The sequence below is a fragment of the Amycolatopsis bullii genome, assembly GCF_014654205.1.
In the GTDB taxonomy this organism is placed as follows: domain Bacteria; phylum Actinomycetota; class Actinomycetes; order Mycobacteriales; family Pseudonocardiaceae; genus Amycolatopsis; species Amycolatopsis plumensis.
Map to the genome: position 1 here is coordinate 60,962 of NZ_BNAW01000049.1, position 14,600 is coordinate 75,561.

Sequence of the window (14,600 nt, forward strand, 5' to 3'; positions counted from 1 at the left end):
GACAAATCGGCACGAACCACTGTGGACAGCCGTGAAGGCCACCTCGGGCGAGGTGGCCTTCACGATCAGTCAGACGCGGGTGACAGTCAGCGCGTCACCCGCCTCCAGCTCCGGGGCGTCGACGCGCACGGTGTCGCCGTCCCGGATCTCGCCCGAGAGCAGCTCCTTCGCCAGCTTGTCGCCGATCGCCGACTGGACCAGCCGCCGCAGCGGGCGGGCGCCGTAGATCGGGTCGAAGCCGTTGAGGGCGAGCCACTCGCGGGCGCCGTCGGTGACGTCCAGGTGCAGCCGCCGCTGGGCCAGCCGCTTGGCGAGCCTGCCGACCTGGATGTCCACAATGGACGTCAGTTGCTCGGTGCCGAGCGAGTGGAACACGACGATGTCGTCGAGCCGGTTGAGGAACTCCGGCTTGAACTGCCGCTGCACCACCTCGAGCACGGCGTCCCGCCGCTGCCGCTCGTCGAGCGACGGGTCGGCGATGGCCTGCGAGCCGAGGTTCGAGGTCAGGATCAGGATGGTGTTGCGGAAGTCCACCGTCCGGCCCTGGCCGTCGGTCAGCCGCCCGTCGTCGAGGACCTGCAGGAGCACGTCGAAGACGTCCGGGTGGGCCTTCTCGACCTCGTCGAGCAGCACCACCGAGTACGGGCGGCGCCGCACGGCCTCGGTCAGCTGGCCGCCCTGGTCGTAGCCGACGTACCCGGGCGGGGCACCGACCAGGCGCGCCACCGAGTGCTTCTCGGCGTACTCGCTCATGTCGATGCGCTGCATCGCGCGCTCGTCGTCGAACAGGAACTCGGCCAGCGCCTTGGCCAGCTCGGTCTTGCCGACGCCGGTCGGGCCGAGGAAGAGGAACGAACCGGTCGGCCGGTCGGGGTCGGCGACGCCGGCCCGGCTGCGGCGGACCGCGTCCGCGACGACCTGCACGGCCTCGGCCTGCCCGATGACGCGCCGGGTCAGCTCCTCCTCCATCCGGAGCAGCTTGCCGGTCTCGCCTTCCAGCAGCCGTCCCGCCGGGATGCCGGTCCACGCGCTGACCACGTCCGCGACGTCGTCCGCGCCGACCTCTTCCTTGAGCATGACGTTCTGCTGGCTGACCTCGCTCGCCGCGGTGGCCGCTTCGAACTCCTTCTCCAGCGCGGGGATCCGGCCATAGCGCAGCTCGGCGGCCTTGCCCAGGTCGCCGTCGCGCTCGGCGCGCTCGGACTCGCCGCGCAGCTGCTCGAGCTGCTCCTTGAGCTCGCGGACCTTCTCGATCGAGCCCTTCTCGTTCTGCCAGCGTGCGGTGAGCGCGGTCAGCGTCTCGCGCTTCTCCGCCAGCTCGGCGCGCAGGTTGCTGAGTCGCTCCTTCGAGGCGGCGTCGCTTTCCTTCGCGAGCGCCATCTCCTCGATCTCCAGGCGGCGGACCGCCCGCTCGACCTCGTCGATCTCCACCGGCCGCGAGTCGATCTCCATCCGGAGCTTCGACGCGGCCTCGTCGACCAGGTCGATCGCCTTGTCCGGCAGGAAGCGCGCGGTGATGTAGCGGTCGGACAGCGTGGCGGCGGCGACCAGCGCGGCGTCCGTGATCCGGACACCGTGGTGCACCTCGTAGCGCTCCTTCAGCCCGCGCAGGATCGCGATGGTGTCCTCCGGCGACGGCTCGCCGACGAGCACCTGCTGGAAGCGCCGCTCCAGGGCGGCGTCCTTCTCGATGTGCTGGCGGTACTCGTCGAGCGTGGTCGCGCCGACCATCCGCAGCTCGCCGCGGGCGAGCATCGGCTTGATCATGTTGCCCGCGTCCATCGCGCCGCCCTCGCCGGTGGCGCCGGCGCCGACGATCGTGTGCAGCTCGTCGATGAAGGTGATGACCTCGCCCGCGGAGTCGGTGATCTCCTTGAGCACGGCCTTCAGCCGCTCCTCGAACTCGCCGCGGTACTTCGCGCCGGCCACCATCGACCCGAGGTCGAGGGCGACGACGCGCTTGCCGCGCAGCGACTCCGGCACGTCCCCGGCGACGATGCGCTGGGCCAGCCCTTCGACGATGGCCGTCTTGCCGACGCCCGGCTCGCCGATCAGGACCGGGTTGTTCTTTGTGCGCCGCGACAGCACCTGCACGACGCGGCGGATCTCGGTGTCGCGGCCGATGACCGGGTCGAGCTCGCCGGCGCGGGCGCGCTCGGTGAGGTCGACGCCGTACTTTTCGAGCGCCTTGAACGTGCTCTCCGGGTCCGCGCTGGTGATCCGGGCCGAGCCGCGGACCTTGGCGAACGCCTCCTGCAGCGCGTCCGGCGTCGCCCCGTGGCGCTTGAGCAGGTCGGCGACCTGGCCGCCCTCGGTGGCGAGCCCGACGAGCAGGTGCTCGGTCGAGACGTACTCGTCGCCCAGCTCGGTGGCGAGCTTCTGCGCGCGCGTCAGCGACTTGACCGCGTAGGTGTCGAACTGCGGGCTCGACACGGTCGCGCCGGTCGCCGACGGCAGGGCCGCGATGAGCGGCTCGAGCTCCTTGTGCACCAGCTCCGGGTCGGCCCCGACCGCGGTCAGCAGCGGTGCGGTCAGCCCCTCACCCTGCGCCAGCAGGGCGCCCAGCAGATGGGCGGCCGACACGTGCGGGTTGCCGGCCATGGTGGCCGCCTGCGCCGCGGACGAGATCGCCTGCTGGGTCTTCGTGGTCGGGTTGAAAGCGTCCATCCCTCACCTCATGCTCGGTACTGCGAGAAGTCCTGGTGACAGGCCTGACCGTGACCTGACACTATCTCTAACGCACGAAAAATTGAGTCTGTTCCGCTCAACTTCGACCGGGGGCCACGGCGCTCGCCGGCAACCGCGGGCCGAGGGTGCCGAGCCCGGCCACGGCGAGACCGGCGCACGCCCCCACCAGCACCCAGGGTAACCAATCGGCGACCGAGAACAAGGCCACCACGGCCGGCGCGATCACCTGCGCCACGGTGAACGCGTACTGGTACGCAGCGAGATAACGCCCGCGGGCGACCGGAGGTGCCGCGGCCTCGGCGAGCGCCCCGGATCTCGGCCCGAAGACCAGGTCGCCGGCGGCGAACACCAGCGTCGACACGAGCAGGTAGGCCACCCGCCAGGCGTCGGGCACGAGCAGCACACCCAGGCTGACCAGGCACCACGCCGAGAACAAGGCCGAGCCGACGCGCATCGCCGCGATCCGCGTCAACCGGGCGGTGAGCCGCAGCGCGAGCGTGCCGCCGAGGCTGGTCAGCACGGTCAGCAGGGCGAGGATCGCCCCCGGCAGCCAGACCGGGCCGTGCAGCCGGTCGAGGACGAACACCGGCGTGCCGATCAGGAAGAAGTCCAGCGAGAGCCCGAAGAGCCCGCTGAACAGGATGAGGGCCAGGTACGGCCGGTCGCGCAGCACGCGGACCGACCGTTCGCGGACCGGCGGGTGCGGCCGCGCCAGCTGGACGAAGAAGACGAGGACCGACGCGGCCACGAAGAACGTCAGCGCGTCCACGGCGAGCGCGATGAGGTAGCCGGTGTCCCCCAGCCACGTCAGCATCGCCCCCGCCGCCAGGCCGCCCAGGCCGAAGCTGGCGGCGCGCACCATCCCCACTTGGGCGAACGGGCGGTCCTTCGGGCCCTCGCCCGCGACGTCGGCGATGAGCACGAACAGCGAGCTGTAGAAGAGCTGCTGGCCGGCGGACAGCAGGACGGCGGCGATCACCACCAGGTCCGCGTTGTCGGCCAGCAGGTACGCCCCGACACCGGCGGCCTGCAGCAGCTGGGCGCCGATCACCACGGCCCGCGGCCCGACGCGGTCGACGAGCCGTCCGGCCAGCGGCGGCACGACGAGCCCCCCGATGGCGCCGAGGGTGACGGCGGTGCCGGCCACGGCCAGCGGCACGCCGACCACCTGCGTCACGTAGACCAGCGCCAACGGGAGGAACAGACCTGAGCCGAAGTTGTCGATCCCCAGCGCGCACAGCAGTGCGACCCGGTCACGCGTCACCCCACCGACGTTAACCCTGACGAATGCCCCTGAGTCAGGACCGAACGGACACTTTCCGCAGGGGAAAAAGACACTTCCGGTGTGCCTTTTCCCCGTGGTGTCACTTGTTCGTGTCGGCCAGGCAGGCGTCGCTGCCGAGGGCGCGGCGGAGATCGGCGTTCATCTCCGCCAGCCGGGCGGTGAGGTCGGTGACGCGCTGGTCGTCCCAGCCGCCGAGCGCCTTCTCCATGAACTCGATGTAGTTGGCGCGCCAGCGGGCGAGTTCGGCCCGGCCCTTCTCGGACACGCTCACCAGGGACGCCCGGCCGTCTTCGGGCGCGGGGCGGCGGTCGACCAGTCCGGCCGCCGACAGCTGGGTGATCTGCCTGCTCACGACCGACAGGTCGACGAACCGGCGTTTCGCCAGCTCGGACGGCCGCGTCTCGCCGTTCTTCGCCAGGTCGGACAGCAACATCGCGGCCGCCGGGTGCAGCCCGGGCTCGCTCTGCCAGGCTTGCATGATCCAGGCGTGCTGGAGCTGGGAAGCGGTCTTGAGCTCGCGCATGAGCTCGACCCGGACGTCGTCGTCGGTGTCGTCGAAGCTCATAGGCACCTCCCTTAGTTGTGCCATACAAGTATATTCCGGACACTTGCTCGGGACAACCATCTCGCCGGTGAGGTCCCCCACGCCCGACCGGGCCGGATACACCCGGTCGGAGCAACAATGCGGGCAAAAGGGCGCCCGGCGGCTACCCTGCGGACGGGCGGTGCGCGCGGCGCATTCCGGTGACGTCGAGTGACGAGGTGGCAGCAGTGGCGAAGGACCCAGGAGGCGGTCCCCAACCTGTGAACAACCGCTCATGACAGCCGATTCCGTCAGCCCGCTCCCCAGGTCCTCGGCCCCGCGCGAAGCCCCCGCGGCCGTGACCGCGATGGTCCGGCTCATCCGGGACAGCTGGGCGATGTCCGAGCCGTACATCGCGGACATCTCGCAGTTCTTCTACGGGATGCTGTTCACCCTCGCCCCGACCACGCGCGACTTCTTCCCGATCAACATGGAGATCCAGCGCGGCAGGCTGGTGCGCGCGCTGGTGCACATCGTGCAGATGGTCGACCGGCCCGACGACCTCGCGCCGTTCCTGCGCCAGCTGGGCCGCGACCACCGCAAGTTCGGCGTGGTGCCCCGCCACTACGAAGCGGTCGGCACCGCGCTGCTGGCGTCGCTCAAGAACCACCTCGGCCCGGCGTGGACGCCCGAGGTCGAGCGGGCGTGGGCCGAGGCGTTCACCATCGCCGCGCGGGCCATGCAGGACGCGGCCGCGGCCGACACGAACCCGCCGTCGTGGTCGGCCACCGTGGTCGAGCACCGGCGGCTGACCTGGGACCTCGCGCTGGTGCGGCTGCTGCCCGACCAGCCCGTGCCCTACCACCCCGGCCAGTACGTGAGCGTCGAAGTGCCGCAGCGGCCCCGGCTGTGGCGCTACCTCTCGCCGGCGAACGCGCCGCGCGAGGACGGCGGCATCGAGTTCCACGTCCGCGCGATCGACGGCGGCTGGGTCTCCCGTGCCATCGTCAGCCACACCCAGCCCGGGGACGTCTGGCGGCTCGGGCCGCCGCTGGGCCGGATGACGGTCGACCGCGAGACGTCACGGGCCGTGCTGATGGTCGCCGGCGGCACCGGCGTCGCGCCGCTGCGGGCGATCCTCGACCACCTCGCGCTGTGGGGCGAGAACCCGAAGACGCACCTGTTCTACGGCGGCCCGACCCGCGAGGACCTCTACGACCTCGAAGAACTGCGTGCGCTGGCCGCGACGAACCCCTGGCTGACGGTCACGCCGGTCGTCGAGCGCGGCGGCGACGTCCCCGGGTTCGAGCAGGGGACGCTGGCCGAGGCCGTCACGCGGTACGGCGCCTGGCCCGGGCACCACATCCTCGTGTCCGGCTCGCCGGCGATGATCCGCGCGACGGTGTCGCGCATGCTGGTCGCGGGCAGCGCGCTGGACCAGATCCAGTACGACCCGTTCACGATCGACTAGCCACCGGCAATCCGCCGTCCGGTGAATCATTCGTTACGCTTCGGGAATCGGCAACGAGTAACAGATTAATCCGGGCGTGATCATTTTTACGCTATGACAGACCGGGTTGACCGGGCGTACTTGAATTGCTCCGTTCGAGCGGGAACGCGCGGAATCACGCGCATCTGCACGGGAATTCGCCTACAGTCGGGAACCCTCGGGGGCGGCACCGCCACAGCGACGCCGCATGCACGGCGCGAACGCCTTTGCAGGACTGGAGATTGCCGTTCCCGATGAGTGCTGAATCCGTGAAGATCTCCACCACGCCCGCGACGGTTCCCGTTTCGGCTGTGGAAGGTCGAGAGATGGCCCGGTTGATTCGTGAGAGTTTTGCGGAGGTCGAACCGAAAGCAGATGAACTGGCGCAGTACTTCTACGGTGCGTTGTTCGTGGTCGCCCCCGATTGCCGGGAGCTGTTCCCGGTCACCATGTCGACGCAGCGGAGCAGGCTGCTGCGCGCGCTGGTGTACGTGGTGCAGATGGTCGACCGGCCCGACGAGCTGGTCACCTTCCTCGGCCAGCTGGGCCGCGACCACCGGAAGTTCGCCGTCGTCTCGCGCCACTACGACGCCGTGGGTGTCGCGCTGATCGCCGCACTGAAACGGTTTCTCAAGGAGAAGTGGACCACCGAGGTCGAATCGGCGTGGACCTCGGCCTACGGGCTCATCGCCAAGACGATGCGCGAAGCCGCCCAGGCGGAGACGGGGCCGGCGGCGTGGTCGGCGACCGTGCTGGAACACCGGAAGCTCAGCCGCGACGTCGCGCTGGTGAAGGTGCGCACCGAAGGCCTGCTGCCGTACCGCGCCGGCGGGTACGTCAGCGTGGAAGTGCCGCAGCGGCCCCGGTTCTGGCGGTACCTCTCGCCGGCCAACGCACCCCGCGGCGACGGGCAGCTCACATTCCACGTGCGCGCGGTGCCCGGCGGCTGGGTCAGCGGGAGCATCGTCAACCACACCAGACCGGGTGACGTCTGGCGCCTCGGGCCGTCGATGGGCGTGCTGAACGTGCGCCCGATGTCGACGAAACAGCGGCTGCTCATGATCGGCGGCGGCACCGGGATCACGCCGCTGCTGGCCATCCTCGACGACCTGTCGCGCTGGAAGCGGAACCCGCCGGTGCACCTGTTCTTCGGCGGACGGCGACCGGAGGACCTGTACGCGCTGGAGGAGCTGCGGCGGCTGGCCGCGACGTCGAAGTGGCTGACGGTCACCCCGGTCACCGAGGAGGGCGCGCTGTCCGGCGGCGACCGCGGCACGCTCGCCCACGCCGTCACCCAGCGCGGCACGTGGCGGAACCACGACGTCCTGGTGTCCGGTTCGCCGCCGATGATCCAGGCGACCGTCGCCAAGCTGCTGGCCAAGGGGATCGAGCTGGAACGAATTTCCTACGACCCGTTCACCCTGGACTGAGATTTGTCCGGAATGCGCTGAGGAACTCTCAGCGTGCGGGGCCGGAGCGGGAAATTCTCGCTATCTTCACCGATATGGAGATGACTATTCCGGTTTCGGACGGCACCATCGGCGGATACCTGGCGGAACCCGGCGGCTCGGGCCCCCACCCGGGCGTGGTGCTGATCCACGACGCGTTCGGGCTGAGCCAGGACACGAAGAACATCACCGACCGTTTCGCCCGCGAGGGCTATCTCGCGCTGAGCCCGGACCTGTATTCGCGCGGGGGTATGCGCCGCTGCGTGCGCCGGGTGTTTTCGGACATGTTCGCCCATCGCGGTCGCTCCTTCGACGACATCGAGGCGGCCCGGGCGCTCCTGGCCGGCCGGGAGGACTGCTCGGGCCGGGTCGGCATCGCCGGGTTCTGCATGGGCGGCGGCTTCGCGCTCGTGGCGGCGTCACGCGGGTTCGAAGCGTCCGCGCCGTACTACGGGCAGCTGCCGAAGAACCTGTCGGTGCTCGACGACGCCTGCCCGATCGTCGCCAGCTTCGGCAAGAAGGACTTCGGGCTGCGCGGCGCCGTGGCGAAGCTCGAGACGGCGCTCAGCGAGCGCGGCATCCCGCACGACGTCAAGGAGTACCCGGACGCCAGCCACGGGTTCGCCAACAAGATCGACACCGCGGCCCCGGTGAACCTGCTGCTCAAGGTGGTCGGCTTCACCTACCACCACGAATCGGCCGAAGACGCGTGGCGCCGAGTGACGTCCTTCTTCGGCGAGCACCTGCAGCAGCCGGCCCGACCTTCGCACTGAGCCGAGCGGAGCAGCGAAATCGTCGAACGGCGGTAGTTCGTTGACCGTTGTGCCCGAATCGCCTTATGGTCTAGACCACATCTTCCCCGGATGTGCTCGTTCGTCCTTCCTCCGGAACGACGCTGTTCCCCTTCGAGGAGCCCGAAATGACCTGGAAACGCAAGCTCTTCGCGGCCGCTGCCGGAGCCCTGCTCGCGCCGGTGCTGGTCGTCGTCCTCCCCGCCGCCTCCGCGAGCGCCCACGGTTACGTGTCCGACCCGCCCAGCCGGCAGGCCAACTGCGCGGCCGGGAAGGTGCCCAACTGCGGCCAGATCGTCTACGAACCGCAGAGCGTCGAAGGCCCGAAGGGGCTGCGCAGCTGCAACGCCGGGCTGTCCCAGTTCGCCGAACTGGCCGACGAGTCGAAGCCGTGGCCCGCGAAGTCGGTGGGCAGCACGGTGACGTTCAACTGGGTGTTCACCGCCCGGCACGCGACGGCGAACTACGAGTACTACGTCGGCAACACGCGCGTCGCGGTGTTCAACGGCAACGGTCAGCAGCCACCGTCGACGCTGTCGCACACGGTGAACCTGGCCGGCTATTCGGGCCGGATCAAGGTGCTGGCCATCTGGAACATCTCGGACACGGCCAACGCGTTCTACAGCTGCATCGACCTGCAGGTCGGCGGGGGTGGTGGCCCCACCACCACACCGCCGACGACCACCACGCCGCCCACGACCACGACCACGACCCGCCCGCCCACGACGACGACCACCCCGCCTTCGAGCGGCACGTGGTCGGCGGGCACGGCGTACAAGACGGGTGACGTCGTGACGTACAACGGCGTGAGCTACCGCTGCCTCCAGCCGCACACGGCGATCGCGGGCTGGGAGCCGCCGAACACCCCGGCGCTCTGGCAGCGCCAGTGAGAGTGGTCTTGGCCGTCGTCGCGCTGCTCCTGACAAGCTGCGCGACGACGGCCGCTCCACCGCAGCACAACGCGGCCGACGTGATGTTCCTGCAGATGCTGATTCCCCAGAACCAGCAAGGGATCGAGATCGTCCGGCTGGCGGCGGCGCGCCCGCTGCCGGCCTCGGTAAAGGAGCTGGCGGCGGCGATCGAGGTGACGCAGAAGACCGAGATCGACGACATGCGGGGCTGGCTCCGCGAGTGGAACCAGCCCGAGACGGTGCCCCCGCAGGCCCACGCGGGCCACGGCGGCATGAAGATGACCTCGCCGGACCTGGTGGGAGCGCTGAAGGCGGCGCCGGACGGCGAGTTCACCCGCCGGTTCCTGGACGTCCTGACCGGACAGCAGCAGGGCGCGGTCGAGCTGGCCCAGACCGAGAACGGGACGAGCGGTGGAGTGAACCCGCAGGCGCGGGACCTGGCGCGGCGGGTGATCGAGTCCCGGACGGCCGAGGTGAAGCAGCTGCTGAACGTCAAGACGTGACCCCGCGGCGGTGAGCAGCCGGGAGGGACTGCTCACGCAAGAAGGCCTCCCCGGTCGCCCGGGGAGGCCTTCGTCGCTCTGGTCGTCAGCGGCGCTTCGGCCGCCAGACCACCATCGCCGTCTGCTGGTTGAGCGGCACCAGGTCCCGGCGGTAGGACGCGTGCGCCGCCGCCGCGGCCTGTTCCGCCGCCATGTACGCCGCGGTCAGTTCCTCGGTCAGCTCGGTGATCCGGGCCCGCAGCGCGTCGACCTGGTTCTCCAGCTCGATGATGCGCTTGATGCCGGCCAGGTTGACGCCGTCCTCCTGCGACAGGCGCTGGACCTCGCGCAGCAGCGCGATGTCCCGCATCGAGTAGCGCCGCCCGCCGCCGGGGGTGCGGCCCGGTGAGACCAGGCCCTGCCGGTCGTACGTGCGCAACGTCTGCGCGTGCATCCCGGCGAGCTGGGCCGCCACCGAGATGACGAACACCGGGGTCTCCTCGTCCCCTTCCTGGGGAATCCCGCCGAACACCACTCTCACCTACCTTGCAGCAGCTCGGTGATCTCGGGCCGGGGGTCGTGCCCGGCCATCGCCTCGGCGTACGCCTGCAGAGCTTCGCGCGCCTTGTCGTCCAGTTTGGCGGGAATCGCCGCCTGGAGGGTGACGAGCAGGTCACCTTGCGAACCGTCGCGCTTGGCGATGCCCTTGCCGCGCACGCGCAGCACCCGCCCGCTCGCCGTGCCCGGCGGCACCTTGAGCGAGACCTTCCCTTCCAGCGTCGGCACCGTGATCGTGGTGCCGAGCGTCAGTTCCGTGAAGTCCACCGGCACGGTGATCGTCAGGTCGAGCCCCTTGCGCCCGAAGAGGGCGTGCGGAGCCACGTGCACCCGGACGTACAGATCGCCCGCCTGCGCCCCGCCCCGGCCGGGCTCGCCCTGGCCGGCCAGCCGGATGCGCTGGTCGTCGTCGACGCCCGGCGGGATCCGGACGGTCAGCGTGCGGGTCCGCGTGCTGATGCCTTCGCCGCCGCATTCGGGGCACGGGTCGTCGATGATCGTCCCGCGGCCGCGGCAGTCGCGGCACGGCTCCGAGAACGCGAACGCGCCCTGGCTGCGGCTGACCAGCCCCGACCCGGAACAGGTCGGGCAGGTCCGCGGCGACGTGCCCGGCCGCGCGCCGTTGCCGTGGCACGTCGCGCAGGTCGCCGGGCTCGACAGCCGCAGCGGCAGGGTCGCGCCCTTGACCGCCTCGGTGAAGTCGATCCGGACGTCCGTTTCGACGTCGGCCCCGCGCTGCGGCCGGTTCGCCGTCGCGCCCGCCGACGACCGGCCGCGGCCGAAGATCCCGCCGAGGATGTCGCCGAGCCCGCCGAAGCCGCCCTGCTGCCCGGCGCCGGCCTGGCCGAAGATGTCGCCCATGTCGAAGCTGCCGGTGCCGCCGCCACCGGGGAAGTTGAAGCCGCCCCCGCCGCCGAACAGCCGCCGCGCCTCGTCGTACTCCTTGCGCTTGCTCGCGTCGGAGAGCACGCCGTAGGCCTCGGAGACCGCCTTGAACTTCTGCTCCGCCTGCGCGTTGCCGGCGTTCGCGTCCGGGTGGTTCTCCTTGGCCAGCTTCCGGTAGGCCTTCTTGATTTCGTCCGCGGTGGCGTCGGAGGAGACGCCCAGTTCACGGTAGAAGTCCTTACCGATCCATTCCCGTGCACTCATCGGGCGTCTCCTCCTCCCACTGGGTTCCTGTTACTGCTGCTGCTCATCGACTCCGCCGTCGAGTGGCGCCTCGCCACCGACGGACGGGGCCGCACCGGGCTCGTGGTCGGTCACGCCGACCAGCGCGGCCCGCAGTACGCGGTCTCCGAAGCGGTAGCCGCGGCGCATGACCACGGTGACCGTCGGGCCCGCCACGTCCGGCGAGGTGTTGTGCTGCACGGCCTCGTGCACGCTCGGGTCGAACGGCTCGCCTTCGGCACCGAACGACTCGAGACCCGCGCGCTGCAGGCCGCTGATCAGCTTTTCGCCGACCGCCTTGAACGCGCCGGTGAGGTCACCGTGCTGCTCGGCCCGCTCGAGGTCGTCGAGCAGCGGCAGCAGGTCGTTCACCACGGTCGCCTTCGCGCCGATCACGACCGCCTCGCGGTCACGCTCGACCCGCTTGCGGTAGTTGGCGTACTCGGCCTGCAGGCGCTGGAGGTCGGCGGTGCGCTCCGCCAGCTCCTTCTCCACGTCGGAGACGACCGACACCGCGTCGTCCATGATCGTGTCGCCGAGCGAAGGGCCCGCGTGCTCCACGGGCGCCTCCTCCGGCTCCGGCGCGGCGTGGGCCGGACCGGGCGGGCGAACCTGCCCGGTCTGGGGGTCCACCCGACGACGGTCCCGCACGACCACCGGCTCCTCGGGGCCGCGGCCCTGGTTCTCGGATTCGTCGTAGCTGTGGGTCACTTCTTCTCGTCCTCTTCGACGATCTCGGCGTCCACCACGTCATCGGCCTTGGCCTGGCCGCCGGCCGCACCGGCGTCCCCGGCCGCACCCGCGCCCGCGGCACCTTCGGCGCCCGCCGCACCGGCGTTCGCGTTGGCGTACAGGGCGGTGCCCAGTTCCTGCGAAGCGGCGTTCAGCTTCTCGATCGCCTCGCGGATCTTGGTCGAGTCCGTGCCCTTCAGCGACTCGTTGGCCTCGTCGATCGCGGACTTGACCTTGCCCTTGAGCTCCTCGGGCAGCTTGTCGTCGTTGTCCTTGACGAACTTCTCGGTCTGGTAGACCAGCGTCTCCGCCTGGTTGCGGGTCTCCGCTTCCTCGCGGCGCTTCTTGTCTTCCTCGGCGTGGGCCTCGGCGTCCTTGACCATGCGCTCGATGTCGTCCTTCGGCAGCGCGGAGCCACCGGTGATCGTCATCGACTGTTCCTTGTTCGTGCCCAGGTCCTTCGCGGTCACGTGCACGATGCCGTTGGCGTCGATGTCGAAGGTGACCTCGATCTGCGGCACGCCACGCGGGGCCGGCGGGAGACCGGTCAGCTCGAACATGCCGAGCTTCTTGTTGTGCGCGGCGATCTCGCGCTCACCCTGGAACACCTGGATCTGCACCGACGGCTGGTTGTCGTCCGCGGTGGAGAAGATCTCCGAGCGCTTGGTCGGGATCGTGGTGTTGCGCTCGATGAGCTTGGTGAAGACGCCACCCTTGGTCTCGATGCCGAGCGACAGCGGCGTGACGTCCAGCAGCAGGACGTCCTTGACCTCGCCCTTCAGCACACCGGCCTGCAGCGCCGCGCCGACCGCGACGACCTCGTCCGGGTTCACGCCCTTGTTCGGCTCACGGCCGCCGGTCAGCTCCTTGACCAGGTCCGACACGGCCGGCATGCGGGTGGAACCACCGACGAGCACGACGTGGTCGATGTCGCCGACGGCGATGCCCGCGTCCCGGATGACGTTGTTGAACGGGTTGCGGGTGCGCTCGAGCAGGTCCGCGGTGATCTTCTGGAACTCGGCGCGCGAGAGCGTCTCGTCGAGGAACAGCGGGTTCTTGTCCGCGTCCACGGTGATGTACGGCAGGTTGATGCTGGCCGAGTTCGAGCTGGACAGCTCGATCTTCGCCTTCTCCGCCGCCTCGCGGATGCGCTGCAGCGCCATCTTGTCCTTGGTCAGGTCGATGCCGTTCGTGGCCTTGAACTTGTCGACCAGCCACTTGACGATGCGCTCGTCCCAGTCGTCACCACCGAGGTGGTTGTCACCGGAGGTCGCGCGGACCTCGACGACGCCCTCGCCGATCTCCAGCAGCGAGACGTCGAAGGTGCCACCACCGAGGTCGAAGACCAGGATGGTCTGCTCCTTTTCGCCCTTGTCCAGGCCGTACGCCAGCGCGGCGGCGGTCGGCTCGTTGACGATGCGGAGCACGTTCAGGCCGGCGATCTGCCCGGCCTCCTTGGTGGCCTGCCGCTGGGCGTCCTCGAAGTACGCCGGGACGGTGATCACGGCGTCGGTGATCTCCTCGCCCAGGTACGCCTCGGCGTCGCGCTTGAGCTTCATCAGCACGCGCGCGCTGATCTCCTGCGGGGTGTAGGCCTTGCCGTCGATCTCGGTCTTCCAGTCGGTACCGATGTGCCGCTTCACGGACCGGATCGTCCGGTCGACGTTCGTGACGGCCTGGTTCTTCGCCGGCTGGCCGGTCAGCACTTCACCGTTCTTGGCGAAGGCGACGATCGAAGGGGTGGTCCGGGAGCCTTCCGAGTTGGCGATGACCGTCGGCTCGCCGCCCTCAAGGACGGCGACGACCGAGTTGGTCGTGCCGAGGTCGATGCCGACCGCTCGCGCCATGGTGCTTCCTCCTGTGTACGGCTGCTATGTTCGTGACCTGCACGTTCGTTCTCGCCTTGAGCGAGGCCCTGGCAAGTTTTATCCGGCCTTCGCGCACTCCGTCAAGCCGGACTTGAGTCGACTGCGCTCAACCTCTGTACCCAGCCTAACGAGGCGGTTCGGGTTCTTGTTCCCGGGTCCGCCGGGTGAAGGGTCTGTGACACCGCTCACCGGCAGGCCGCCCTCGACCAGGGGCGCGGCGGACGCAGGCACCCCGGCCCGGCCCGTCGGCGGCCACGGGCGAGAGCCACTGTCGACGGGGTCACACCGCCGCTCCCGGCTTCGGCCCCGCTCCACTGCTCGCTCCCGGCCTCCCCGCGGGGGCCCCCGGCCAGCGCACCTCCGCGCCACCGGACACCGTCGGCAGCCACCGCCGACCGCGCCGCACTCTGCTCCCGGCTCGGGCCCGGCCGCTCCATCGCTCGGTTCCCGGTTTCCCGGCCTCGGCCTCCCGGTCCCGGCCTCTGGGCCTGGCCCTCGGCCCGCGGCCCGGCTCGAGCCCGGCCGCTCCATCGCTCGGCTTCCACCTCCCGGGCCTCCGGCCCCCGGCCCTCGGCCCTGGCCGCGGCTCTCGGCCCGAACCCCCCGGCCGCTCCCATCGCGAGGCCCGGCAGCCGCCCAGGCCCCCGGCCGCTCCATC

Annotated in this window: 12 protein-coding genes; 5 read left to right on the forward strand and 7 right to left on the reverse strand. The window is 70.4% G+C overall.

Features of this window, described 5'->3' with window-relative positions; all coding sequences use genetic code 11:
- Window positions 1-69: 69 nt before the first annotated feature.
- The 3 genes from clpB to IE317_RS36215 form a co-directional block, all read right to left on the reverse strand.
- A complete protein-coding gene (clpB, locus tag IE317_RS36205) occupies window positions 70-2,667 on the reverse strand; it encodes an ATP-dependent chaperone ClpB (RefSeq protein ID WP_191315871.1) in 2,598 nt (865 codons plus the stop codon).
- Window positions 2,668-2,764: 97 nt separating this feature from the next.
- The gene (locus IE317_RS36210) at window positions 2,765-3,952 is read right to left on the reverse strand and encodes an MFS transporter (RefSeq protein WP_191315872.1); all 1,188 of its coding nucleotides are present in this window, start codon (window positions 3,950-3,952) and stop codon (window positions 2,765-2,767) included.
- 100 nt (window positions 3,953-4,052) lie between these two features.
- The gene (locus IE317_RS36215) at window positions 4,053-4,538 is read right to left on the reverse strand and encodes a MarR family winged helix-turn-helix transcriptional regulator (RefSeq protein WP_191315873.1); all 486 of its coding nucleotides are present in this window, start codon (window positions 4,536-4,538) and stop codon (window positions 4,053-4,055) included.
- A gap of 253 nt (window positions 4,539-4,791) precedes the next feature.
- Here IE317_RS36215 and IE317_RS36220 point away from each other — a divergent pair, with 253 nt between their 5' ends.
- The 5 genes from IE317_RS36220 to IE317_RS36240 all read left to right on the forward strand — a co-directional run bounded on the left by IE317_RS36220 (window position 4,792) and on the right by IE317_RS36240 (window position 9,638).
- The gene (locus IE317_RS36220) at window positions 4,792-5,967 is read left to right on the forward strand and encodes a globin domain-containing protein (protein WP_191315874.1); all 1,176 of its coding nucleotides are present in this window, start codon (window positions 4,792-4,794) and stop codon (window positions 5,965-5,967) included.
- Between the two features lie 344 nt (window positions 5,968-6,311).
- Complete coding sequence (locus tag IE317_RS36225; RefSeq protein ID WP_191315875.1) at window positions 6,312-7,415, forward strand: globin domain-containing protein; 1,104 nt, start codon at window positions 6,312-6,314, stop codon at window positions 7,413-7,415.
- A 74-nt stretch (window positions 7,416-7,489) separates the two neighbouring features.
- Window positions 7,490-8,206 (forward strand): dienelactone hydrolase family protein, encoded by a 717-nt coding sequence (locus tag IE317_RS36230; RefSeq protein WP_191315876.1) that lies wholly within the window; start codon window positions 7,490-7,492, stop codon window positions 8,204-8,206.
- Between the two features lie 146 nt (window positions 8,207-8,352).
- Window positions 8,353-9,114, forward strand: a complete 762-nt coding sequence (locus tag IE317_RS36235) for a lytic polysaccharide monooxygenase (RefSeq protein ID WP_191315877.1) — start codon at window positions 8,353-8,355, stop codon at window positions 9,112-9,114.
- Window positions 9,111-9,638 carry a DUF305 domain-containing protein gene (locus tag IE317_RS36240; protein ID WP_229903074.1) on the forward strand — a complete coding sequence of 176 codons (528 nt, stop codon included), beginning with the start codon at window positions 9,111-9,113 and terminating at the stop codon, window positions 9,636-9,638. The genes IE317_RS36235 and IE317_RS36240 overlap by 4 nt, the downstream gene beginning before the upstream one ends.
- A gap of 85 nt (window positions 9,639-9,723) precedes the next feature.
- On the opposite strand, the gene IE317_RS36245 is transcribed toward IE317_RS36240, so the two are convergent.
- Genes IE317_RS36245 through dnaK form a run of 4 tightly spaced genes read right to left on the reverse strand, consistent with a single transcriptional unit; the run spans window position 9,724 to window position 13,921 of the window.
- Window positions 9,724-10,149, reverse strand: coding sequence for a heat shock protein transcriptional repressor HspR (locus IE317_RS36245; RefSeq protein ID WP_191315887.1), 426 nt, complete (start codon window positions 10,147-10,149; stop codon window positions 9,724-9,726).
- 5 nt (window positions 10,150-10,154) lie between these two features.
- The gene (dnaJ, locus tag IE317_RS36250; RefSeq protein ID WP_191315878.1) at window positions 10,155-11,324 is read right to left on the reverse strand and encodes a molecular chaperone DnaJ; all 1,170 of its coding nucleotides are present in this window, start codon (window positions 11,322-11,324) and stop codon (window positions 10,155-10,157) included.
- Between the two features lie 30 nt (window positions 11,325-11,354).
- Complete coding sequence (gene grpE, locus IE317_RS36255; protein ID WP_191315879.1) at window positions 11,355-12,053, reverse strand: nucleotide exchange factor GrpE; 699 nt, start codon at window positions 12,051-12,053, stop codon at window positions 11,355-11,357.
- A complete protein-coding gene (gene dnaK / locus IE317_RS36260) occupies window positions 12,050-13,921 on the reverse strand; it encodes a molecular chaperone DnaK (protein WP_191315880.1) in 1,872 nt (623 codons plus the stop codon). The genes grpE and dnaK overlap by 4 nt, the downstream gene beginning before the upstream one ends.
- Window positions 13,922-14,600 lie beyond the last annotated feature (679 nt).

Coding starts and splice junctions, on each gene's coding strand:
- clpB (WP_191315871.1), bottom strand. CDS start 2,667: ATGGACGCTTTCAACCCGACCACGAAGACCCAGCAGGCGATCTCGTCC.
- IE317_RS36215 (WP_191315873.1), bottom strand. CDS start 4,538: ATGAGCTTCGACGACACCGACGACGACGTCCGGGTCGAGCTCATGCGC.
- IE317_RS36220 (WP_191315874.1), top strand. CDS start 4,792: ATGACAGCCGATTCCGTCAGCCCGCTCCCCAGGTCCTCGGCCCCGCGC.
- IE317_RS36225 (WP_191315875.1), top strand. CDS start 6,312: ATGGCCCGGTTGATTCGTGAGAGTTTTGCGGAGGTCGAACCGAAAGCA.
- IE317_RS36230 (WP_191315876.1), top strand. CDS start 7,490: ATGGAGATGACTATTCCGGTTTCGGACGGCACCATCGGCGGATACCTG.
- IE317_RS36235 (WP_191315877.1), top strand. CDS start 8,353: ATGACCTGGAAACGCAAGCTCTTCGCGGCCGCTGCCGGAGCCCTGCTC.
- dnaJ (WP_191315878.1), bottom strand. CDS start 11,324: ATGAGTGCACGGGAATGGATCGGTAAGGACTTCTACCGTGAACTGGGC.
- dnaK (WP_191315880.1), bottom strand. CDS start 13,921: ATGGCGCGAGCGGTCGGCATCGACCTCGGCACGACCAACTCGGTCGTC.